17 protein-coding genes, 1 tRNA gene and 1 pseudogene are annotated in these 21,030 nt (G+C 69.0%); 8 read left to right on the plus strand and 11 right to left on the minus strand.

The genetic code is table 11. The features are described from left to right. Nucleotides 1-59: 59 nt before the first annotated feature. The 3 genes from ROA7023_RS00315 to ROA7023_RS00325 form a co-directional block, all read right to left on the minus strand. On the minus strand, nt 60-1,223 hold the full coding sequence (locus tag ROA7023_RS00315) for an RsmB/NOP family class I SAM-dependent RNA methyltransferase (protein ID WP_085877009.1): 1,164 nt from the start codon (nt 1,221-1,223) through the stop codon (nt 60-62). Nucleotides 1,224-1,270: 47 nt separating this feature from the next. After that, nucleotides 1,271-2,719 (minus strand): IMP dehydrogenase, encoded by a 1,449-nt coding sequence (gene guaB, locus ROA7023_RS00320; protein ID WP_085877010.1) that lies wholly within the window; start codon nt 2,717-2,719, stop codon nt 1,271-1,273. 76 nt (nt 2,720-2,795) lie between these two features. Beyond that, entirely contained in the window at nt 2,796-3,920 is a 1,125-nt protein-coding gene (locus ROA7023_RS00325; RefSeq protein WP_085877011.1) for a hypothetical protein, read from the minus strand. A 341-nt stretch (nt 3,921-4,261) separates the two neighbouring features. Here ROA7023_RS00325 and ROA7023_RS00330 point away from each other — a divergent pair, with 341 nt between their 5' ends. The 5 genes and pseudogenes from ROA7023_RS00330 to ROA7023_RS24955 all read left to right on the plus strand — a co-directional run bounded on the left by ROA7023_RS00330 (nt 4,262) and on the right by ROA7023_RS24955 (nt 9,330). Next, on the plus strand, nt 4,262-6,310 hold the full coding sequence (locus tag ROA7023_RS00330; RefSeq protein WP_085877012.1) for an ASKHA domain-containing protein: 2,049 nt from the start codon (nt 4,262-4,264) through the stop codon (nt 6,308-6,310). A 267-nt stretch (nt 6,311-6,577) separates the two neighbouring features. Next, a tRNA-Gly gene (locus tag ROA7023_RS00335) sits at nt 6,578-6,651 on the plus strand. Nucleotides 6,652-6,723: 72 nt separating this feature from the next. Then, nucleotides 6,724-8,118, plus strand: a complete 1,395-nt coding sequence (locus tag ROA7023_RS00340) for a T6SS phospholipase effector Tle1-like catalytic domain-containing protein (RefSeq protein ID WP_085877013.1) — start codon at nt 6,724-6,726, stop codon at nt 8,116-8,118. A gap of 81 nt (nt 8,119-8,199) precedes the next feature. Next, nucleotides 8,200-8,757: pseudogene (locus ROA7023_RS24950) on the plus strand (fasciclin domain-containing protein); the annotation flags it as partial. A gap of 114 nt (nt 8,758-8,871) precedes the next feature. Next, nucleotides 8,872-9,330: a fasciclin domain-containing protein gene (locus ROA7023_RS24955; protein WP_306372469.1), complete on the plus strand. Its 459-nt coding sequence runs from the start codon at nt 8,872-8,874 to the stop codon at nt 9,328-9,330. Between the two features lie 110 nt (nt 9,331-9,440). Here the strand turns inward: ROA7023_RS24955 and pgi are convergent, their stop codons facing one another. The 8 genes from pgi to ROA7023_RS00385 form a co-directional block, all read right to left on the minus strand. Continuing rightward, complete coding sequence (pgi, locus tag ROA7023_RS00350) at nt 9,441-11,039, minus strand: glucose-6-phosphate isomerase (RefSeq protein WP_085877015.1); 1,599 nt, start codon at nt 11,037-11,039, stop codon at nt 9,441-9,443. 3 nt (nt 11,040-11,042) lie between these two features. Further along, nucleotides 11,043-11,714: a 6-phosphogluconolactonase gene (gene pgl, locus ROA7023_RS00355; protein WP_085877016.1), complete on the minus strand. Its 672-nt coding sequence runs from the start codon at nt 11,712-11,714 to the stop codon at nt 11,043-11,045. Nucleotides 11,715-11,752: 38 nt separating this feature from the next. Continuing rightward, the gene (gene zwf / locus ROA7023_RS00360; protein WP_085877017.1) at nt 11,753-13,207 is read right to left on the minus strand and encodes a glucose-6-phosphate dehydrogenase; all 1,455 of its coding nucleotides are present in this window, start codon (nt 13,205-13,207) and stop codon (nt 11,753-11,755) included. Between the two features lie 143 nt (nt 13,208-13,350). After that, a complete protein-coding gene (locus ROA7023_RS00365) occupies nt 13,351-13,935 on the minus strand; it encodes an HNH endonuclease (protein WP_085877018.1) in 585 nt (194 codons plus the stop codon). Between the two features lie 303 nt (nt 13,936-14,238). Further along, nucleotides 14,239-14,907 carry an alpha/beta hydrolase gene (locus ROA7023_RS00370; RefSeq protein ID WP_085877019.1) on the minus strand — a complete coding sequence of 223 codons (669 nt, stop codon included), beginning with the start codon at nt 14,905-14,907 and terminating at the stop codon, nt 14,239-14,241. Continuing rightward, nucleotides 14,904-15,533, minus strand: coding sequence for a DNA-3-methyladenine glycosylase family protein (locus ROA7023_RS00375; protein ID WP_085877020.1), 630 nt, complete (start codon nt 15,531-15,533; stop codon nt 14,904-14,906). The genes ROA7023_RS00370 and ROA7023_RS00375 overlap by 4 nt, the downstream gene beginning before the upstream one ends. Next, complete coding sequence (locus ROA7023_RS00380; RefSeq protein WP_085877021.1) at nt 15,530-16,243, minus strand: cobalt-precorrin-6A reductase; 714 nt, start codon at nt 16,241-16,243, stop codon at nt 15,530-15,532. Before ROA7023_RS00380 ends, ROA7023_RS00375 begins: the two co-directional genes overlap by 4 nt. Then, nucleotides 16,240-17,286 carry a cobalt-precorrin-5B (C(1))-methyltransferase gene (locus ROA7023_RS00385; protein ID WP_085877022.1) on the minus strand — a complete coding sequence of 349 codons (1,047 nt, stop codon included), beginning with the start codon at nt 17,284-17,286 and terminating at the stop codon, nt 16,240-16,242. Before ROA7023_RS00385 ends, ROA7023_RS00380 begins: the two co-directional genes overlap by 4 nt. A 92-nt stretch (nt 17,287-17,378) precedes the next feature. On the opposite strand from ROA7023_RS00385, the gene cobA reads away from it, so the two are divergent. From cobA to ROA7023_RS00400, 3 genes are all read left to right on the plus strand, one after another. Continuing rightward, entirely contained in the window at nt 17,379-18,227 is an 849-nt protein-coding gene (gene cobA / locus ROA7023_RS00390) for a uroporphyrinogen-III C-methyltransferase (RefSeq protein ID WP_085877023.1), read from the plus strand. 271 nt (nt 18,228-18,498) lie between these two features. Continuing rightward, nucleotides 18,499-19,758: a cobyrinic acid a,c-diamide synthase CobB gene (locus ROA7023_RS00395; RefSeq protein WP_085877024.1), complete on the plus strand. Its 1,260-nt coding sequence runs from the start codon at nt 18,499-18,501 to the stop codon at nt 19,756-19,758. A gap of 39 nt (nt 19,759-19,797) precedes the next feature. After that, entirely contained in the window at nt 19,798-21,027 is a 1,230-nt protein-coding gene (locus tag ROA7023_RS00400) for an MFS transporter (protein ID WP_085877025.1), read from the plus strand. Nucleotides 21,028-21,030 lie beyond the last annotated feature (3 nt).

The following is a 21,030-nucleotide window of genomic DNA, read 5'->3' on the forward strand; positions in this document are numbered from 1 at the left end:
TTAACGATAGAGGATTTGCGCGGCTTTGCAACTTAAGGTTGTTGCAGGTTCCGGGTCATTCAGACGCGCCGGAAAACCGCGACAAAAAAGCCGTCGGAGGCCTCTGTCGGCGTGATCCGCAGGCTGTCGGCAAGCCGCCAGCCGGGCGTGTCGCGAAGAAAGGCCTCGACCCGCACTTCGTTTTCTTCGCGCAGCACGGAACAGGTGGCATAGGCAAGGCTGCCCCCCTCGGCCACCAGGCCGGTGGCGGTTTCCAGGACCTCGGCCTGGGTCTCGGCAAAGCCTCGCAGGCGCTCGGGGGTCAGGCGCCACTTGGCCTCGGGGTCGCGGCGCCAGGTGCCGCTGCCCGAACAGGGCGCGTCGCAGAACACCAGGTCGAAAGGCTTCAGGCGCGGCAGGTCGGCCGTCGCGCAGGTCGCGATCGCGACGCCGGCACGGGCGGCGCGGGCCGGCAGGTCGGCCATCCGCGCCGGGGCGATGTCATGGGCAACCACCTCGGCCCCGGTCATGTCGGCGAAGGCCAGCGCCTTGCCGCCCGCGCCGCTGCAGTAATCCAGCACGCGGCCGGGTGCGTCGCGGCAGAGCCAGGCGACGATGCGCTGGGATGCGGCATCCTGAAGCTCTGCCAGTCCCGCGTCGATCACGCCGCTGCGGGGCAGCCGGCGCCCGCCCTCGTCGACGATGACGGCGGTGTCGACCGTCGGATGGGGGCGGGCCACAACGCCTGCCTCGGCCAGCCGAGCGATCACCTGATCCCGGTCGCCATTGCGCCCGTTGATCCGCAGATGTGTCTGCGCCCGGTCGCGAAAGAGGTGCAGGACCTGCTCGGTCTCGGGGCCGAGCGCGGCCTCGAACGGGGCGATCAGCCAGTCGGGCAGGTCCAGAGCCTCGGCCCGGCCGGGCGTCCGGCGGAGGTCGAGCTCCTCCTGCGACAAAGGCGGCGGGGCATGGCCCTGGCCGGAGAAGACGTCGGACGTTGGAATGCCGGCAGCACGAAGTGCGCCGATGACGAGGCCGCGCCCGGTCTCTGACCCGCCCAGTGCGGCATAGGACCGGCGCCGGCGGGCCGCGTCATAGATCAGGTCGCGCACCGCAGCCCGGTCCGACGAACCGGCATAGCGCGCCCCCCGCGCCCAGCCCTGGTAGGCGGCTTCCAGCGGTTGGCCGCCCAGCCAGTGATCGAGGATCCCGATTGCCCCGGCATTGCGCGCGGCCGGGGTCACAGGCGCCTCGGTGCGATGTCAGGAAGATCCCGCAAGGTGCTGACTTTCTAGAAGGATCTGTAGTTCGGACTTTCGCGCGTGATCTGCACGTCATGGACGTGGCTTTCGCTCAGCCCCGCGCCGGTGACCCGGACGAAATTGCAGTTGCGGCGCATTTCCTCCACCGTGGCGCAGCCGGTATAGCCCATGGCCGCGCGCAGGCCGCCAACAAGCTGGTGGACGACGTTGTAGGCCGACCCCTTGTAGGGCACCTGCCCCTCGACCCCTTCGGGCACGAGCTTGTCGGAGGCGGCGTCCTTCTGGAAATACCGGTCGGCGGAGCCCCGCGCCATCGCCCCGAGGGACCCCATACCGCGATAGGATTTGTAGGACCGGCCCTGGTAGAGGATCACCTCGCCCGGGCTTTCGTCGGTCCCCGCGATCATCGAGCCAACCATGGCGCAGGACGCCCCCGCCGCGATCGCCTTGGCGAAATCGCCCGAGAACTTGATGCCACCGTCGGCGATCACGGGGATGTCGCCCGCGGCGGCGGCGCATTCCATAACTGCGGTCAGCTGCGGCATGCCCACGCCGGCCACGATGCGCGTGGTGCAGATCGAGCCCGGCCCGATCCCGACCTTGACCGCATCCGCGCCAGAGCCGATCAGCGCCCGCGTCGCCTCGGCGGTGGCCACGTTGCCGGCGATCACCTGCACGTCGTTGGACAGGGTCTTGGCACGTTCGACGGCGCGGGCCACGCCCTCGGAATGGCCGTGGGCGGTGTCGATCACGATCATGTCGACGCCCGCGTCGACCAGTGCCGCGCTACGCTCGTAGCCCGCGTCGCCGACGGTGGTGGCGGCGGCCACCCGCAGGCGGCCCAGCTCGTCCTTGCAGGCGGTCGGGTTCAGCACCGCCTGTTCGCTGTCCTTGAGCGTCAGCAGGCCGGTCAGCTTGCCGTCCTTGTCGGTCACCAGCAGCTTTTCGATCCGTCGCGCCCGCATCAGGCTGCGGGCCTGTTCCAGATCGGCTGGTTCGGTCAGCATCGCAAGGTTGTCAGAGGTCATCATCACCTTGACCGGCGTGTTGTCATCGGCGGCAAAGCGCATGTCGCGGTTGGTGACGATGCCCAACACGCGGCCGCGCTCGTCCACCACCGGAAATCCGGTGACCCGGTAGCGCTCCATCAGAACGCGGGCATCGCCCAGGGTCTGGTCGGGCCGCAGGGTGATCGGCTTGTAGACGATGCCCGAGACGAACCGCTTCACCCGCCGGATCTCGTCGGCCTGAGTCTGGATGTCAAGATTGCGGTGCACCACCCCCATACCGCCGGCCTGGGCCATGGCGATGGCCATGCGGCCCTCGGTCACGGTGTCCATCGCCGAGGACAGCAACGGGATGTTCAGCCCGATGGACTTGGTCACGAACGTCCGGGTGTCGGCCGTGTTCGGCAGCACCGAAGATGCAGCCGGAACCAGCAATACGTCGTCGAAGGTCAGTGCCTCTCGAATCTCCATTCGCCCTGCTCCTGGAATGGCCTCGTTTGGCACGTCCCTATTGCACGAAGACCCCCGGGGCAAAACCCCCTATCGGCTATGCGGCCGCCGTCGCGTCCATCTCGGCGCGCCATTCCGCCCGCGCCCGGCCCGAGCCGCGGCCCCGGAACGCCCGCCAGAACAATCCGTGGAACGCGTCCATGTCGGGCCAGAAGCAGTCCAGGACCATCCGCATGTGCTTGCGCAGGATCGCGCGGGCCAGCGCCTCGTCGCCGTCGGCCAGCGCCTTGGCGGCGAAGGCGTTGACCAGGGTCTGCCCGCCGGGCGCCTCGGCCACCTCGCCCAGCCGTGCCAGCGTCGAGGTCGGGCAGAAGGACGGCAGGCCCGAGAGCGGTGCCGCGCCCGCACTTGCCAGCTGAGCATGCAGAAGCGCGGCGGAACTGCCGAAGAGCCGGCAGGCGCCCACGGTCTCGGTCAGGTGGCGGGCGGATTCGGTCCGTGCGTCCGCACCCAGGGCGGCCAGCCGCGCGGCGTGATGCACATACGGGCGGATATTGCCCGGATCGGCATCCCGCCAGACCCGGAACGCCCGCTGCAGGGCTTGCGGCTCGGGCTGCAACACGGCGCCGGCGTGGTAGATCGCCTCGGCAAGGCACGGCACGGCGCAGGTGTCGAGGTCATGCTCAGCGACGCTTTCGAGGATCTCGGAGGCCCAGCCGCCGGCCATGGCCGCGCCGGCGGTGTCATCCAGCGTTTCGGCCCGGCACAGGGCGCAGGCCAGCGCCCGGCAGTGCAGCGCCACGAGCGCGGGCTCCCCGGTCCCCGCCGCCTCGGCAATGCGTCGAAGAACCGCGGCCATGCCGGACAGGCCCTGGGCCTCGACCAGCGGCTGCAACGCGGCATCCATGGCCACGTCGTAGAGCCGCCGCCCGTCGGTCGCATCGGTGGGCGTGTTCGACAGCAGGGCCAGCACCTGCCCGAGCTTGTGCCAGCGGTCCTCCTGAACCAGCCCCGCGACGATCTCCTGCAGCTCGGCCACGTCGGCGGTGGCGGGTGCGGTCTCGTGCCGGGGCAGGTCCATGACCATCCGGCCGCGCATCGCCTGCCATCGTCGGTGCAGGACCCGGTCGGCATGGGCCCAGAGCCGCAACAGAAACGCCACGGCAACGGCGCCGCAGACGAGCCACGGGATGGAGATCGACGATGGCAGCAAGTCCGGCATGTGTCTGGTCCCTGGCCTTTCGCTTGGGGCGATATGTCTCGGGCGAGCGGGCCTGCGCGGGGTCCTGCGCCTGTCCCGCATCGGGGCCCTGGGGGGAGCCCGGATTCGGGGCGGTGCGGGGCCCGGACGACCTGTCTCGCGGGCGGTCGAGACAGGGTGCCGCGCGATTGTGGCGGCTTTGCGTCCGCCCGGTGGCCGCTGTCTGGTGCCGGCGATCGAGGTTACCGGCGGCGGGCGCCGGTTGGGCTTTCGCTCGGCGGCGCAGGCTCTATGTTACGGCCAGAGCCGGCCCGCGCCTCGCGCGGCGGTGCCGGCGGCCCAGCCGCAAGGACGATGTTCACATGACCCAGGATCCGCTTGTCATCTTCACCCCCTCCGGCAAACGCGGACGCTTTGCCGTCGGAACGCCGGTCCTGACCGCCGCGCGGCAGCTGGGCGTGGACCTTGATTCGGTCTGCGGCGGACGGGGGATCTGTTCCAAGTGCCAGGTCTCGCCGTCCTACGGGTCGTTCTCGAAACACGGCGTCACCGTGGCCGAGGGCGCGCTGTCGGACTGGAACAAGGTCGAGCAGCGCTACGATGACGTGCGGGGCCTGAAGCCGGGCCGCAGGCTCGGCTGCCAGGCGACGGTGCAGGGCGACGTGGTCATCGACGTCCCCGCCGAGAGCCAGGTCCACCGGCAGGTGGTGCGCAAGGCGGCCTCGGCCCGCGCGGTGACCATGGATCCGGCCACCCGCCTCGCTTATGTCGAGGTGGCCGAGCCCGACATGCACGTCCCCACCGGCGATTTCGAGCGGCTGAAGACCGCGCTGGCCGAGCAATGGGACATCACGGATGTCACCGCGGACCTGGCGATCCTGGCCCGCATTCAACCGGTCCTGCGCAAGGGCGCGTGGAAGATCACCGTGGCGCTGAACCAGCCCGCCGAGGGCGCCGCGCACCGGATCGTCGACCTCTGGCCCGGCTTCTTCGAAGGGCCGCTCTATGGTTTGGCGATCGACCTCGGCTCGACCACCGTCGCGGCGCATCTGACCAACCTGGTGACCGGCGAGGTCACCGCCTCGGCCGGGATCATGAACCCGCAGATCCGCTTCGGCGAAGACCTGATGAGCCGGGTGTCCTACGCGATGATGAACCCCGGCGGCGATGCCGAGATGACCCGCACCGTGCGCGAGGCGCTCGACACGCTGGCCCGCGAGATCGCCGCCGAGGGCGCGATCGACCCCGCACACATCGTCGAGACGGTTTTCGTCTGCAACCCGGTCATGCATCACCTGCTGCTGGGCATCGACCCGGTAGAGCTGGGCCAGGCGCCCTTCGCGCTCGCTGTTTCGGGTGCGCTGGAAATGTCCGCGGCCGAGCTGGGCCTGACCGCGCTCAGCCCCGGGGCCCGCAGCTATATCCTGCCCTGTATCGCGGGCCACGTGGGCGCCGATGCCGCCGCCGTCGCCCTGTCCGAGGAACCGGAGAAGAGCGAGGACCTGGTGCTGATCGTCGATGTCGGCACCAATGCCGAGATCCTGCTGGGCAACACCTCGCGCGTGCTGGCCTGCTCCTCGCCCACCGGCCCGGCCTTCGAGGGCGCTCAGATCAGCTCTGGCCAGCGCGCCGCCCCCGGCGCCATCGAGCGGGTCGAGATCGACCCCGACACGAAAGAGCCGCGCTTCAAGGTCATCGGCTGCGATCTGTGGTCCACCGATCCCGCCTTTGCCGAGGCGACCGCGGCCACCGGGATCACCGGGATCTGCGGCTCGGGCATCATCGAGGCCGTGGCCGAGATGCGCATGGCCGGCCTGCTCGACCCCTCGGGGCTGATCGGCGGGCCCGACAAGACCGGCACGCCGCGGTCAGAGCCGCAGGGCCGCACCTTCGCCTACCTGCTGCATAACGGCACCGCCGAGGGCGGCCCGCGCATCAGCGTGACCCAGGGGGACATCCGCGCGATCCAGCTCGCGAAATCCGCGCTTTATGCCGGGGCGCGGCTGCTGATGGACGAGATGGGGGTCGACACCGTCGACCGCGTGGTGCTGGCCGGGGCCTTCGGGGCGCATATCTCGCCCAAGCACGCGATGGTCCTCGGCATGATCCCGGATGTGGAGATTTCCCGCGTAAGCTCGGCCGGCAACGCCGCCGGCACCGGGGCGCGCATCGCGCTCTGCTCGCGCGCCGCCCGCGCCCGGATCGAGGCGCAGGTCAGGCGCATCACCAAGGTCGAAACCGCGATCGAGCCGCGCTTTCAAGAGCATTTCGTCGCGGCCAACGCCATCCCCCATGCTACGGCGCCCTACCCGAATCTGCGCAGCCTGGTGCCCCTGCCCCAGGTCTCCTTCAATGCCGGAAGTTCGGGCGACGATGGCGGCAACCGCCGCAGACGCCGGCGGCCCGCTTAAATCCGACAAGAAAAATAAGAAAATTGTCCCTGATAGGGTTAATGGCCGCAAAGTGTGACGTAGATCACAGAACCGGACCCGGGCTGCCGTCAAAATTGACGGGACCTCCCTCGTGGAGGTTTGTTTTTTATGAGTTTAACCGTCCTTCCCCGCTGGGGGAGGACGGTGTTTTGATATATCGTCTGTTCAGGTTGGATGCGCGACCGGCCCCGCCGCATCCCCTTGACTGCGGCGGCCGGTTTGGATAGCTGATCGCAGCTTACCCGGGCGGGTATGGTGAAAAGGTATCACGGCAGCTTCCCAAGCTTTAGTTACGGGTTCGATTCCCGTTACCCGCTCCAGTTTCTCCGGTATTCCCGACTTGCCCGCGCGGCCCGCGTGGCCGACCCTCGTGACAACAGGGAGGGCCCGTGATGGACCGACAGATCGTCATCTGCATGGATGGGACCGGGAACGAGATCCGGCGCAAGGCGAGCAATGTCCTCAAGATCTACCGGCATCTGAAGAAGGATGACGCGCAGATCGTCCACTACGTCCCCGGCGTCGGCACCCGCGACGGCCAGACCCTGATCGGCGACACCTGGCAGCGGCTCAAATCGCTTGCGGGCCTGGGCTTCGGGCTGGGGCTGGAGGATGACGTGCTCGACGCCTACCGGTTCCTGTCGCGATGCTACCGAAGCGCCGAGGCCAAGCGCCGCGACTGGCAGTTGGACCAGGACCGCGACGCCCGGCTCCGCCGCGGGATCGGTGTCGCCGAGGCGGGCGACGCGCCGCCGGTCTTTCTCGACGACCGGATCTATCTCGTCGGGTTTTCCCGCGGCGCCTATGCGGCCCGGGTGCTGGCGGGGTTCATTCACAATTTCGGCCTGCTGCCGCCCGACAGGCTTCACATGGCCGCGCAGGTATTCCGCGCCTATCGCCGCCTGACCGAAGACCCGCAGGTCGCCCGCACCCGCCCGCCCGCAGAGCTCTACGCCGAAATGCGGCTCTATGGCCGGGTGCTGGACCCGGACGTGTCGGTCTCGATCCGGGCGCTGGGGCTCTTCGATACCGTCAGCTCGATGATCCGGTTCCATCCGGTCTGGCGCAACCTCGCCCGCTACCGGAGCCTGATCGGCTTCGGCCGTCACGCCGGCGTGTCCTACAACACCTCCGTCCGCATCGTCCGCCACGCGATGTCGGTCGACGAGCGCCGGTCGATGTTCCGCTCCGAGCACTGGGTGCCGTCGGATTTCTACCCGACCCGGTTCCGCAACAGCCGGCTCAAGCGCCTGCAATATTGCGAGCAGCGCTGGTTTCCGGGGTATCATGCCGATATCGGCGGCGCGGTCCGCGAACAGGACAGCGGCATCGGCAAGCTGACCGCGCTGTGGATGCTGGACGGGATCGCCGCCGACGAGGCCGCCGCAGAGGCCGAGGACAACCGCCTGCGGGCCGATGCGGGCGATCCCGCCCTGCCGAGGCGCCCGCTGGGGCTGGCGCTGAAACGGGGCGCGCGGGCGCGGTATTTCGAGGGGGCCACCGACAGCACCGATGTCTTCGGCAAGCCCTATGCCGGGCCCGACGGGCTGGCGCCGCTGCACCCGTCGCTGACGCCCGGCTGGTGGATTTTCGAAATCATTCCGAAATCACTCAAGCGGCGCGAATGGAAGCCGGGGCGCCCTGGCCTCGTCTGGTATTTTCCCCTTGGCGAACCGAGGCTTGTGCCGCACGACCATATCGTCGATCCGACCGTGATCGTGCGCCGGGACGCCATGCCGCTCTATCGGCCGCCGAACATTTCCGGGCGCGACACGCTGCCCGAGTGAAACTCTTTCCCGGCGCCCGCCGTGGGTCCTGTCACAAGCCGCCCGGAACAGGCGGCGGACCCGACCCAATGGAGAGAGAACATGACCAACCCGATCAAGGCCGCCCTTCTTGCCGCAACCCTGCTGACCCCCGTCACCGCCCTGGCCGCGGCCCATGAGATGGCCAACCCGCAGGTCGGCGGCGCCGATATGTTCGCCGACAAGACCATCGTCGAGAACGCGGTGAATTCGCCGATCCACACCACGCTCGTCGCCGCCGTCGTCGAGGCGGGCCTGGTCGAGACGCTGTCGGGCGAAGGCCCCTTCACCGTCTTCGCGCCCACCGACGCCGCCTTCGCCGCCCTGCCCGAGGGCACCGTCGAGACGCTGATGATGGCCGAGAACCGCGACCAGCTGACCCGCATCCTGACCTGTCACGTGGTCGCCGCCGAGGCGTTTTCGGATGCCATCGCCGGGATGATCGCCGATGACGGCGGCCGCCATCCGGTGCCGACCGTGGGCGGCTGCACCCTGACCGCCTTCATGGAGGGCGACGCGATCAAGATCGAGGACGAGACGGGCAATGTCGCCACCGTCACCGTGGCCGATGTGGACCAGTCGAACGGCGTAATCCACGTGATCGACAGCGTCCTGCTGCCCGGCACCGAAGAGGCTTCGGCCGATGAGGGCATGGGCATGGGCATGGAGATGGACCCTGAAATGGACACAGGGATGGACATGGCAGAGGGCAACCCGACCGTCGGCGGGGCCCCGATGCTGCCCACCCGCAACATCGTCGAGAACGCGGTGAACTCTCCCATCAACACCACGCTGGTGGCCGCCGTCCAGCAGGCCGGCCTGGCCGAGACGCTGTCGGGCGAGGGCCCCTTCACCGTCTTCGCGCCCACGGACGCCGCCTTCGCCGCCCTGCCCGACGGCACGGTCGAGACGCTGTTGCAGGAGGAGAACATGGCCCAGCTGCAAAAGATCCTCGGCGCCCATGTCGTGTCCGGCACCTGGACAACCATGGCCCTGAAAGAGGCCGCCGACCGCGACGGCTTCGTCAATTTCCAGACGGTCTCGGGCGATCCGCTGACCGCGCAGATCTTCGACAGCGGCCGGGTCTGGATGTTCGATGAAAGCGGCGAGGTCTACGAGGTGCAGACCGCCGACGTCATCCAGTCGAACGGCGTGATCCACGTAGTCGACGGCGTGCTGCTGCCGCGCGGCTGAGCCACCCGGTTACAGCCCCCCCCCGTAACGCGAGAACGCCCCGCTGCCATCCAGCCGCGGGGCGTTTTCACGAGTCCGACGAATGCATAATTTACATTCCAAAGAACGCCTTACAGGCCGTTCTTGCGAAGATACGCCACCAGCCCGGCGGTGGAGCCATCCTTGCCCGCGGGCTCTTCGCGCCCCTCGACCACGGGCTGCAGGGCGGTGGCCAGCTCCTTGCCAAGCTCCACCCCCCATTGGTCGTAGGAATTGATACCCAGCACCACGCCCTCGACGAACACCCGTTGTTCATATAGCGCGATGATCATGCCCAGCATCTCGGGCGTCAGCGCCGGATAGGCCAGCGTGGTCGAGGGGCGGTTGCCCGGGAACACCCGGTGCCGGGCCTGCCGCTCCAGCTCGGCGCCCTCGAACTTGTCGGCGACCTTGCCGGTGGCCTCTGCCAGATCCCGGCCCTTCATCAGCGCCTCGGATTGCGCCAGGCAATTGGCCACCAGCAGCTGGTGCTGGTGGTGCAGGTCCTCCTCGGGCCCGGTGGCGGCCACGAGGAATTCGCACGGGACGACCCGCGTCCCTTGGTGGATCAGCTGGTAGAAGGCGTGCTGGCCGTTGGTCCCGGGCTCGCCCCAGACGATGGGGCCGGAATTCACCGTCAGGTCGGCGCCGTCCATCGACACGCCCTTGCCGTTCGATTCCATCTCGAGCTGTTGCAGGTAGGCGGGCAGCCGCGACAGCCGGTTGTCATAGGGCAGCACCGCGCGGCTGGAATGGCCGCAGACCTGGTTGTGCCAGATGCCCACAAGCGCCAGCAGCGCGGGCATGTTCTCGGCCCAGGGCGCGGCGCGGAAATGGCGGTCCATCGCCTGGCCGCCGCGCAGGAAGGCGCGGAACGCCTCGGGTCCCACGGCGATCATCAGCGACAGGCCGATCGGCCCCCACATGGAATAGCGCCCGCCGACCCAATCCTCGAACCCGAAGACGCGCGTGCCGTCGATGCCGAAGGCCTCGGTCTTGTCGGCGGCGGTCGAGAGGGCCGCGAACTGCGCCGCCGGGTCGGCCACGGGCTCGCCCATCCACGCCTTGGCGGTGCGGGCGTTGGTCATGGTCTCGATCGTGGTGAAGGTCTTGGAGGCGACGATCACCAGCGTCGTCTCCGGGTCGCAGCCCCGCAGAACGCCTGCAATATCAGCGGGATCCACGTTGGAGACGAAGTGGCAGCGCGGCCCGTCGTGATAGGGCGCCAGCGCGATGGTCGCCATCTTGGGGCCAAGGTCGGAGCCGCCGATGCCGATGTTGATCACGTCGGTGATCTTGCCCCCCGCCCCGGCGAAGCGCCCGGCGCGGACATCCTCGGCAAAGGTCGCCATCCGGTCCAGCGTCGACAGCACCCCCGGCATCACGTCGATGCCGTCCACCGTGACCGGCCCGCCGTCGAGATTGCGCAGCGCGGTGTGCAGCACCGCGCGGCCCTCGGTCTCGTTGATCTTCTCGCCCTCGAACATGGCGTCGCGCCGCGCGGCCACGCCGGCGGCGTCGAGCAGCTCGATCAGCAGCGCCCGCCCCTCGGCGTCGATGTTGGTCTTGGAATAGTCGAACAGCAGATCGCCCACCTGCACCGAGAAATCCTCGGCCCGCGCGGCATCCAGCATGGTCTCGAACCGGCGATCCCCGACCGCCTCATGATGTGCCCGAAGCTTGTCCCACATGTCTCAGCTCTCCGCCCAGTGAACGATTGCATTGCGCAGCACCGCGGCGATCGGCGCCTCGTCGGGCGTCAGGTGACGCGCCCGCTCCAGCGCCTCGCGCTTTTCGGTGCCGGTGATGACGACATGGGTGCTCATGGCGTCGCGCAGGACCTTTGCCGACAGGGTGATCCGCGGCTCGGGCGCGCCGGGTGCGCGCATCGGCACCAGCAGCGCGTCGCCGTGCAGCGCCTCATCCAGCCGGTCGGCGCCGGGAAAGATCGAGGCGGTGTGCATGTCCGCCCCCATCCCCAGCAGCAGGATCGACAGCGGCAGCTCGGGCTTGAGGCTTTCCTCCAGCTCGGCCAGCCGGTCTTCCGGCGCGTCCCCCGGCAGGTAAAGCGGCACATAGACCGCCGCCGCCGCCCGGTCGGTCAGCAGGCGCTGACGGATCAGCCGGGTGTTGGAGCGGTCCGAGCTTTCGGGCACCCAGCGTTCGTCGGTCAGCATGACATGCACCCGGTCCCAGTCCAGACGGGTGGCGCAGAGCGAATCGAAGATCGGCCCCGGCGTCGTGCCCCCCGGAACGGCGAGCGAGGCATGGTCATGCCGCGCCAGACAGGATCGCAGCTCGCTGGCCAACAGGTCGGCGAGGTCCATCATCATCATCTCGGCGTCGGGATATTCCTTGAGTTCCATGGCCTTGTCCCTTGGTCTTGAAGCAGGTCGAGGCTACCCTACCCCTTGATCTCGCGCCAGCGGCGCCCATCGCGGTGCAGCAGCATCATCGCATCCTCGGGCCCGGTCGAGCCGATGTCGTAATGTTTCGGCACGTCGTTGCGCGTCTGCCAGCCCTCGATGATCGGGTCGGTCCAGGCCCAGGCGGCCTCGACCTCGTCGCCGCGCATGAACAGGGTCTGGTTGCCGCGGATCACGTCCATGATCAGCCGCTCGTAGGCGTCGGTCGCCTCGTCCACGTCATCGCCGAGCGCATCGGCGAATGTCATGTCCAGCGGCACGTCGATCAGGCGCATGCCGCCCGGTCCGGGCTCCTTGATCGTCACCTGCAGGTCGATGCCCTCGTTCGGCTGAAGCCGGATCGCGAGGATGTTGCGGTGGCGCTTCTCGTCGCCCTCGAAGATCGAGTGGCCCAGATCCTTGAAGACCACGGCGATCTCGGAGGTGCGGCCCTTCAGCTTCTTGCCGGTGCGCAGGTAGAACGGCACGCCGGACCACCGCATGTTGGCGATCTGGCACTTCAGCGCGACAAAGCATTCGGTGTGCGAGCGCGGGTTCTCGACATCCTCGCGGTAGGAAGGCTCGTCCCCCCGCGCGTCGTATTGACCGCGCACGATGTGATGGAAATCAACAGGTTGCAGGGCGCGGATCACCTTGAGCTTTTCGTCGCGCACGGCGTCGGCCTCGAACTGGTTCGGGGCCTCCATCGCGATCAGGCACAAGAGCTGCATCAAGTGGTTCTGCACCATGTCGCGCATCGCGCCGGACTTGTCGTAATAGCCGCCGCGCCCGCCGACGCCCACGGTCTCGGCCACGGTGATCTGGATGTGGTCGACGTAATGGTTGTTCCAGAGCGGCTCGAACAGGATGTTGCCGAAGCGGACAGCCATCAGGTTCTGCACCGTCTCCTTGCCTAGGTAATGGTCGATCCGGTAGATCTGATCCTCCTGGAAATGCTCGGCGAGGGTCGCGTTGAGCGCCTTGGCCGTCTCCAGATCGCGGCCGAACGGCTTTTCGACCACCAGTCGGCTGTTCCGGTCGGCGATGCCATGGCCGTGCAGCCGTTCCGCCAGCGCCCCGAACAGGCTGGGCGCCACCGAGAAATAGAAGGCGCGCACAACGTTCTCGCGGATCAGGTCCTTCAGCTGCGCCCAGCCGCCCTCGCCCGTCGCATCGACGGCGACGTAGTGGATGCATTCGAGAAAGGCCGCGAGCCGGTCCTTGTCGGCGGTTTCCTCGCCGCCGAATTCCTCGATGGCCTGGCCGATCATGTCGCGGAACCCGGCATCGTCCAGATCGGAGCGGGCGGCGCCGATGACGCGCGCCCCCTCGGGCATCTGGCCGGACAGGAACCGACGAAACAGCCCCGGCAGGATCTTGCGCCGGGCCAGGTCGCCCGTGCCGCCGAAGATCACGAGGTCGAACTGATCGACCGGGATGACGCGAGATACCATTGCGAACCTCTCGGGCTTTTGTGTTACCGCTAACGGGGCTTCCTTAACGGCCAGTCCGCCCACTGTCTAGCAAGCGCCCGCAGGTTTGCCAAAGGCCTAGCCCCCAGCGGCGCCGAATGCCCAAGACTTGGGCAGTCTCCCGCTCAGGCTTCCAGCTCGGCATCCCAGTAGAGGAAGTCCATCCAGCTGTCGTGCAGGTAATTCGGCGGAAAGCGCCGGCCCATGTTGCGCAGCTCTTCCGAGGCGGGCTGCCGCGGGGGCTTGCGCAGGGCCAGCCCCGATCGCCGCAGGCTTTGCGAGCCCTTGCGCAGGTTGCACTTCGAACAGGCGGCGACCACGTTTTCCCAGCTGGTGATGCCGCCACGGGCCCGGGGCACCACGTGATCGAAGGTCAGATCGCCCTTGGCCCCGCAATACTGACAGCAGAATTCGTCCCTCAGAAAAAGATTGAAGCGCGTGAAGGCCACGCGCTTCTGGGGTCGGACATAATCCTTGAGGACGACAACGGAAGGTATGCGGATCCGCGTCGAGGGACTTCGGACGCATTCATCGTATTCGGCGACGATGTCCACGCGATCAAGCCAGGCGGCCTTGACCGCCTCCTGCCAGGGCCAGAGGCTGAGCGGGTAGTAGGACAAGGGCCTGTAATCCGCGTTCAGCACAAGCGCCGGAAAGTGCTTCAGCCCCGAGGGCTGTCGTACAAAATGGGTCCTGAAATCGCCGTCCATCCCGGAGTCCTCTTTCGCCCTGCCTGCCTGTCTCGGCATCAGAGCGAGAGCCCCCGCTCCGTCCGCCCGATGGACTATATCTGGCGTTCGCGTCCTGACAAGCCCCGCAGGTCTAGTCCTGCGCCTTGGGGATAAGAGAATGTGATGACGCTTGCGTGACAGCGCGTGCGGCCGCCGAATGGCGGTGCGCCGGACAGCAATCGAGGCAGACCGGGGCGAAACTGCCGCGATTTTGGGCAAGTTGGGGATCGGCCCGGCAGCGCGGCGCCCTCTGGTCCGCCCCGCCGCCCGTCCCGTCGCCCGTCAGGAATAGCCGAGTTGTTCGCGCATGAAGGCCAGCGCCACCGACAGCCCGTCATTGGCGATGCCGTGGGCCGTGCCCTTCTGGATATGGGCGAAGACATCGGTCCAGCCGGCCTCCTGCAGGCCCTCGGCGGCCTGCGGCAGCGCCTCGACCGGAACGACCGGGTCTTCGTCGCCATGGACCAACAGGACCGGCGGGCGGCTCACGACCTCGTCCACCAGCGCCTCGGGCTCCAGCAGCCGGCCAGAGAACGCGACGATGCCCGCGACCGGATCCTCGCGGCGCGGCACGACGTAAAGCGCCATCATCGTGCCCTGGCTGAAGCCGAAGATCAGGACCTGCTCGGGCAGCAGATCCTCGTCGACCATGACGCCGTCGAGAAAGGCGTCCAGGTCTTCTGCCGCGCGGGCCAAGCCCTGCTTGCTTTCCTCTTCCGACGACCCGTCGATCCACGGAATCGGGAACCATTGCAGCATGCCGGGCGCCGCCACCGACATCTCGGGCGCGTTGGGCGCGAGAAACAGCGTGTCCGGCATGTGCTCTGCCAGGGGCTCGGCCAGGCCGATCAGGTCGGCGCCGTTGGCCCCGTAGCCGTGCAGGAAGATCACCGCCGAGCGGATCTCGCCCGACAGGGCCTCTCTGCGTTCCGCCTTCAATGCGCGTGTCATCTTGTGCCCTCTCGCCCCTTTTCCCGGGCGTAATAGGCCCAGAGCGCCCGCGCCGCAACCGACCGCCAGGGCGACCAGGCCTCGGCCATCCCGCGCAGCACCCTGGGCGACGGCCGCTCGGGCAGACGGTAGAGCATCCGCGCACCCTCCTGCAGGGCGAGATCGCCGGGGGCGAAGACATCGGCGCGGCCCAGCGAGAACATCGCATAGATCTCGGCGGTCCAGGCGCCGATGCCGGGCACGGCGGTCAGGGTCGCGATGACCTCGGGCGTGGGGGCGCGGCGCAGGGCCGCGTAGTCGAGCCGGGCCTCGGCCAGCGCCCTCAGATAGCGTTGTTTGGGACGCGACAGCCCGACCTCGCGCAGAAGCTCCGGCCCGGCCGCGCGCACGGCGGCCGGATCGCGCAGCCCGGCGGCGGTGCAGCGGGCCCAGATCGCGGCGGCGGATGCGGTCGAGACCTGCTGGCTGACGATGGCCGAGGCAAGCTCAGCAAAACCGTCGGGCTTGCGCCGGAGGGGCAACGGGGCGCAAAGCGCCACCGCCTCGCCCATGCGTGGACACTGCGCGGCGAGCCAGGCCGCCCCTTCGGCCACGCAGGCCTCGGTCTCGATCAGCCGGCCGGTCACAGGCCGGCCACCCAGTCCAGCGCCTCGGGGACGGTGGCCACGTTCCCCGGCGCGGGCGGCCGGCGCAACATGGCCACGGGCAGGCGCAGGCGCCGCGCGGCCTGCAGTTTGCCGCTCGCCGGGCCGCCAGAATTCTTGGTGACGATCCAGTCGACCCTGAGGCGGCGCAGCAAGGCCTCTTCCGCATCGACGTCGCCCGGCATGCCGACCACAAGCTCTGCGCCCGGGATCGGAGGCGGCCCCGTGGGCGGGTCGATGACCCTCGCGATGACGCGACGCCCGGCCAGCCCGGCGAAATCGGCCAGCCCCTGCCGGCCGGTCGCCAGGAACACGGTCGCCCCGGCGGGAATGATCCGGGCCACGTCCCCGGGTATCGCGACCTCGTGCCAATCGTCGTCCGGCCCCGGCGCCCAGGCCGGGCGCAGCACCCGCAGGTAGGGCAGACCCGCCTCGGCGCAGAGCGCGGCGGACCGCGGGCCGATCCTTGTGGCAAAGGGGTGCGTCGCGTCGAGTACCGCGTGGATGCCGGCGTCGCGCAGGAAGGCGCAAAAGCCCGCAGCCCCGCCGAACCCGCCCACCCGGATGGGCACCGGCAGGGGGCGCGGCCCCTTGGTGGCCCCGGCGAGGGACGCCCGCACCGGCACGCCCGCCGCCGCCAGGCCCTCGGCCAGCCGCCGCGCCTCGGTCGTGCCCGCCAGCAACAGGATCATCCGGCCCGCGCCAGGATATTGCCGGCCCGGTCGATCACCACCGTTCCGACCGCGACCGGGGCGCCGTCGAGGATCCGCAGCGCCGTTATCCGGGCCTCCAGAGCGATCCGCTCTGCCAGGGTTTTTCCCGCGATTTCATAGGCTTCCAGCGCGGTGTTCGCGTCCGCCACCCGGCAGTCGCCCGCCCAGTCCGCCAGCCCGGCGAAGTCCACCTGGCTGCGGCCCGAATGCAGGTCCCCCGCGCCCTGGGCGAGTTTCGCCATCTTGCCGATGCCGCCGCCGATGGTCACCCGCGCGATCGGATGACGCCGAAGATACTTGAGCATGCCGGCCGCGAAATCGCCCATGTCGAGCATCGCGTGATCGGGCAGGCCGCAAAGCTGCTGGACCACCCGCTCGCTGGTGGCCCCGGTGCAGCCTGCGACATGGGCAAGGTCGGCGGCCCGCGCCACATCGACGCCACGGTGGATCGAGGCGATCCAGGCCGCACAGGAAAACGGCCGGACGATGCCGGTGGTGCCCAGGATCGACAGCCCCCCCTCGATGCCCAGCCGGGGGTTCCAGGTCTTTTCGGCCAGCGCGGCACCGCCCGGCACCGAGACCGTGATCTCCACATCCGGCATCCGCCCGTGTTCCGAGGCCAGGTCCGCCACGACCTCTTCCATCATCTGACGCGGGACGGGGTTGATCGCGGGCTCTCCGGGCGGGATCGGCAGGCCGGCCCTGGTCACGTGGCCGACCCCGTCGCCCGCGCGAAAGGTGACGCCGCCGGAGGAGGCGGCGACGCGGGCGACGATCAGTGCGCCGTGGGTGACGTCGGGATCGTCCCCGGCGTCCTTGACGATACCGGCCTCGGCCCAGCCGGTGCCCTCTGCGCGGTGCGCCAGATTGAAGACCGGCGTCTCGCCCCGCGGCAGGACGATGCCCACCCGATCGGGCCAGGATCCGCCCCAAAGCCGGGTCAGCGCCGCCCTGGTGGCGGCGGTGGCACAGGCGCCCGTGGTCCAGCCCCGGCGCAGCTCTCCTGTCGGTTTGCGGCTCATGGGACGGACCCTAGCCCCGCGATGTCGCCGCGCCAACGCTTCGTGTCGCATGGAGTCTTTTCGCCGCCGTCACGATTGGCCATAAGGAGGTCATGACCGATACCGCCCTTCCCCCTTCAGACTGGCCCCGGTTCGATCCGGGATGGGTCTGGCTGTGCGGCGCGGGGCCCGGAGATCCGGGCCTGCTGACGCTGCACGCGCTCAACGCGCTGCGCCAGGCCGATGTCGTGGTCTATGACGCCCTGGTCACCGAGGCCATCCTCGACTGGGCGCCGCAGGCCGAACGGATCTATGCCGGCAAGCGCGGCGGCAAGCCCTCGGCCAAGCAGCGCGACATCTCGATGCGGCTGGTAGAGCTGTCGCGGGCCGGCAAGCGGGTGCTGCGGCTGAAAGGCGGCGATCCGTTCGTCTTCGGACGCGGCGGAGAAGAGGCGCAGACGCTGGTGCAGCACGGTGTCCGGATCCGGATCATCCCGGGGATCTCCGCCGGGATCGGCGGGCTGGCCTATGCCGGCATCCCCGTGACCCACCGGGACGTGAACCAGGCGGTGACCTTCGTGACCGGCCATGACCAGTCGGGCGAGTCGCCCTCGTCGCTGGACTGGTCGGCGATCTCGCGCGGCAGCCAGGTCATCGTGATCTACATGGGCATGAAGCATATCGCGCAGATATCCGCCGCCCTGTTGGACGCGGGCCGCCCTGCGTCCGAGCCGGTCGCCGTGGTCTGCACGGCTACGACCCCCGGGCAGCAGGTGCTCGAATCGACCCTGGGCCGCATTGTGACCGATATCGAACAAAGCGGCCTGGAGCCGCCGGCGATCATCTGCGTCGGCCGCTCGGTGCTGATGCGGCAGGCGCTGGACTGGCAGTCACAGGCAGCCGGGGAGCCCGTGCGAAACGATGACCCCCTGAACCGCGGCCCGGCGGCCCGGATCGCATGACGCGGCGCCCGGACCGGCGAACCGTCGGCACGGCCGGTCCAAGGTGCGCTGCACCCAGCCTTCCCGCCGGCCGCATTGGCAGCAACCCTGCCTCCGGCGGGAGTTTTCGGACCAAGATGAAGGGGAATGTGCACGCCAAGGCTATGATGCTTGAAGTGATGACCCGCGAATTGTCGGGACAACGGCCGATAATCGGTCCAACCGACGCCGCCGGCCGCTCCTTCATCTTGGCAGAAAAACTCCCGCCGGAGGCGTCTGCGGCCCGGATACCATGCCCGGCCTGATCCTGTCCGCCCCGTCCTCCGGCAGCGGCAAGACCACGCTTGCCCTCGGCCTGCTCCGGGCCCTTTGCCGGCGCGGGCTCGAGGTGCGAGGCGCAAAGTCGGGGCCGGATTACATCGATCCGCGGTTTCACGAGGCGGCCTGCGGCAAGCCCTCCATGAACCTTGACGCCTGGGCCATGGGAGCGGAGCGGATCCGGGCCCGGGCGGGGGGCGACGGGCTGCTTGTGGTCGAGGGGGCGATGGGGCTCTTCGACGGTGCGCCGCCCGATGGACGGGGGGCGACGGCGGATCTCGCGCGGGTACTCGGCCTGCCGGTGGTGCTGGTGGTGGATGCCGCGCGGATGTCCCATTCCGTCGCGGCATTGGTCGAAGGTTTCGCCAGGCACGACCCGGATGTGCGAGTCGCCGGTGTTGTCCTGAACCGGGCGGGCAGCCCGCGCCATGCCGCGATGCTCTGGCAAGCCCTTCGCAACACTGGCGTTCCCGTCCTCGGCGCCCTTCCCCGCGATGCCGACCTGGCGCTGCCCGAGCGCCACCTCGGCCTGGTCCAGGCCGCGGAGCATCCCGACCTTGCACGGTTCATCGATCGGGCCGCCGATAGCGTTGCCGCACATCTGGATCTCGAGGCGCTCGTCGCCCTGGCCCGGGATTTCGAGACAGCCCGCTTGCCCCCGATCGACGCGCCCCGCCGCGTGGCGATCGCGCGGGATGCGGCCTTTGCCTTCACCTATGCCCACGCTCTCCACGACTGGACCCGGGCGGGCACCACGCTCCTTCCGTTCTCGCCCCTGGCCGACGAGCCTGTCCCACCCGCCGACCTCGTCTTTCTGCCCGGTGGCTACCCGGAGCTGCATGCCCCCCGGATTGCCGCCGCCCGGACCTTTCTGGACAGTCTCCGCGACGCGGCTCGCACCACCACGATCCTGGGAGAATGCGGCGGCTACATGGTCCTGGGAGAGAGCCTCACCGACGCCGCGGGAACCCGGCACGCAATGGCCGGGCTGCTGGGGCTGCACACCTCCTTTGCCACCCGCCGACTGCACCTGGGGTACAGGACGTTGGAGAGCGACTGGCCCGCCCTGCGGGGCCGCTTTGCAGGGCATGAATTCCATTACGCGACCACCCTGGCCGCCGAAGGCACGCCGCTCTGGTCGGCGCAGGATGCCGAGGGCACGCCCCTTGCGCCCATGGGCCTGCGCGAGGGGCGGGTCGCGGGCTCCTTCGCCCATGTCATCGACCCGATTTGACCTCTGGACCAGGGCGCGGAAACTGGATAATCCGCAGGCATGAGCAGCGCCCCCGACACCCTGGCCCGGACCGACGATCGCCGGGCCATCCGCAACGTCGCCATTCTCGTAGCTGCGCAGGCGATCATCGGGGCCCAGATGCCGATGATCTTCGTGATCGGCGGTCTCGCCGGCGGGATGCTGGCCACCAATCCCTGCCTGGCCACCCTGCCGATCTCGCTGATCGTCTTCGGGTCGATGACCACGGCGCCCTGGCTGTCGCCCCTGATGCAGCGCCACGGCCGCCGCGCGGGATTCGTGATCGGCGCCGCCGGGGGGGCCATCGGCGCGGCGGTCTCGGCCTGGGGGCTCTATACCGGCAGCTTCGCGATCCTGCTGGTGGGCAGCTACCTGACCGGCATCTACATGTCCGCCCAGGGGTTCTATCGCTTTGCCGCCACGGACACCGCCTCCGAAGCGTTCCGCCCCAAGGCGATCTCCTACGTGATGGCGGGCGGGCTGGTGTCGGCGATCATCGGCCCGCAGCTCAACAAGATGGTGCAGGAGGCCTTCGTCGTGCCATTCCTCGGCAGCTACGTCGCGGTGATCGGGCTCAACCTGCTGGGCGTGCTGCTGTTCTTCGGCCTCGACCTGCCTCGTCCCGCGCAGCCCCTGCCCGACGCCCCCCGCGCCCGCACGCGGATCGAGTTGTTGCGCGACCCCACCGTCCTGACGGCGATCATCTGCGCCATGGTCTCCTACGCGCTGATGAACCTCGTGATGACCTCGACACCGCTTGCCGTGGTGGGCTGCGGCTTTTCAACGGGCCGGGCCAACGATATCGTCTCGGCCCACGTGCTGGCGATGTTCATCCCGTCGTTCTTCACCGGTCACCTGATCGCCCGCTTCGGCACGCAGCGGATCATCGCCACCGGGCTGGCGATCCTGGCCATCGCCGGCGTCGTGGCGCTCAGCGGAGTGACGCTGGGCAATTTCTTCGGTGCTTTGATCCTGCTCGGCATCGGCTGGAACTTCGGCTTCATCGGCGCGACCACGATGCTTGCAGGCGCCCATTCCCAGGACGAACGCGGCGTGGCGCAGGGTCTGAACGACATGATCGTCTTCGGCTGTGTGACCTTTGCTTCGCTCGCCTCGGGCGGGTTGATGAACTGCTCGGGCGGTTCCCCGCAAGAGGGCTGGACCGCGGTCAACCTCGCCATGCTCCCGTTCCTGGCCCTGGCCGGCGGCGCGCTGATCTGGATGGCGCTGCGCCCGCGCCAGACGATCTGAGCG

This window comes from Roseisalinus antarcticus, assembly GCF_900172355.1.
Classification (GTDB): Bacteria; Pseudomonadota; Alphaproteobacteria; order Rhodobacterales; family Rhodobacteraceae; genus Oceanicola; species Oceanicola antarcticus_A.

Coding starts and splice junctions, on each gene's coding strand:
- guaB (WP_085877010.1), bottom strand. CDS start 2,719: ATGGAGATTCGAGAGGCACTGACCTTCGACGACGTATTGCTGGTTCCG.
- ROA7023_RS00325 (WP_085877011.1), bottom strand. CDS start 3,920: ATGCCGGACTTGCTGCCATCGTCGATCTCCATCCCGTGGCTCGTCTGC.
- ROA7023_RS00330 (WP_085877012.1), top strand. CDS start 4,262: ATGACCCAGGATCCGCTTGTCATCTTCACCCCCTCCGGCAAACGCGGA.
- ROA7023_RS00340 (WP_085877013.1), top strand. CDS start 6,724: ATGGACCGACAGATCGTCATCTGCATGGATGGGACCGGGAACGAGATC.
- ROA7023_RS24955 (WP_306372469.1), top strand. CDS start 8,872: ATGCTGCCCACCCGCAACATCGTCGAGAACGCGGTGAACTCTCCCATC.
- pgi (WP_085877015.1), bottom strand. CDS start 11,039: ATGTGGGACAAGCTTCGGGCACATCATGAGGCGGTCGGGGATCGCCGG.
- pgl (WP_085877016.1), bottom strand. CDS start 11,714: ATGGAACTCAAGGAATATCCCGACGCCGAGATGATGATGATGGACCTC.
- zwf (WP_085877017.1), bottom strand. CDS start 13,207: ATGGTATCTCGCGTCATCCCGGTCGATCAGTTCGACCTCGTGATCTTC.
- ROA7023_RS00365 (WP_085877018.1), bottom strand. CDS start 13,935: ATGGACGGCGATTTCAGGACCCATTTTGTACGACAGCCCTCGGGGCTG.
- ROA7023_RS00370 (WP_085877019.1), bottom strand. CDS start 14,907: ATGACACGCGCATTGAAGGCGGAACGCAGAGAGGCCCTGTCGGGCGAG.
- ROA7023_RS00380 (WP_085877021.1), bottom strand. CDS start 16,243: ATGATCCTGTTGCTGGCGGGCACGACCGAGGCGCGGCGGCTGGCCGAG.
- ROA7023_RS00385 (WP_085877022.1), bottom strand. CDS start 17,286: ATGAGCCGCAAACCGACAGGAGAGCTGCGCCGGGGCTGGACCACGGGC.
- cobA (WP_085877023.1), top strand. CDS start 17,379: ATGACCGATACCGCCCTTCCCCCTTCAGACTGGCCCCGGTTCGATCCG.
- ROA7023_RS00395 (WP_085877024.1), top strand. CDS start 18,499: ATGCCCGGCCTGATCCTGTCCGCCCCGTCCTCCGGCAGCGGCAAGACC.
- ROA7023_RS00400 (WP_085877025.1), top strand. CDS start 19,798: ATGAGCAGCGCCCCCGACACCCTGGCCCGGACCGACGATCGCCGGGCC.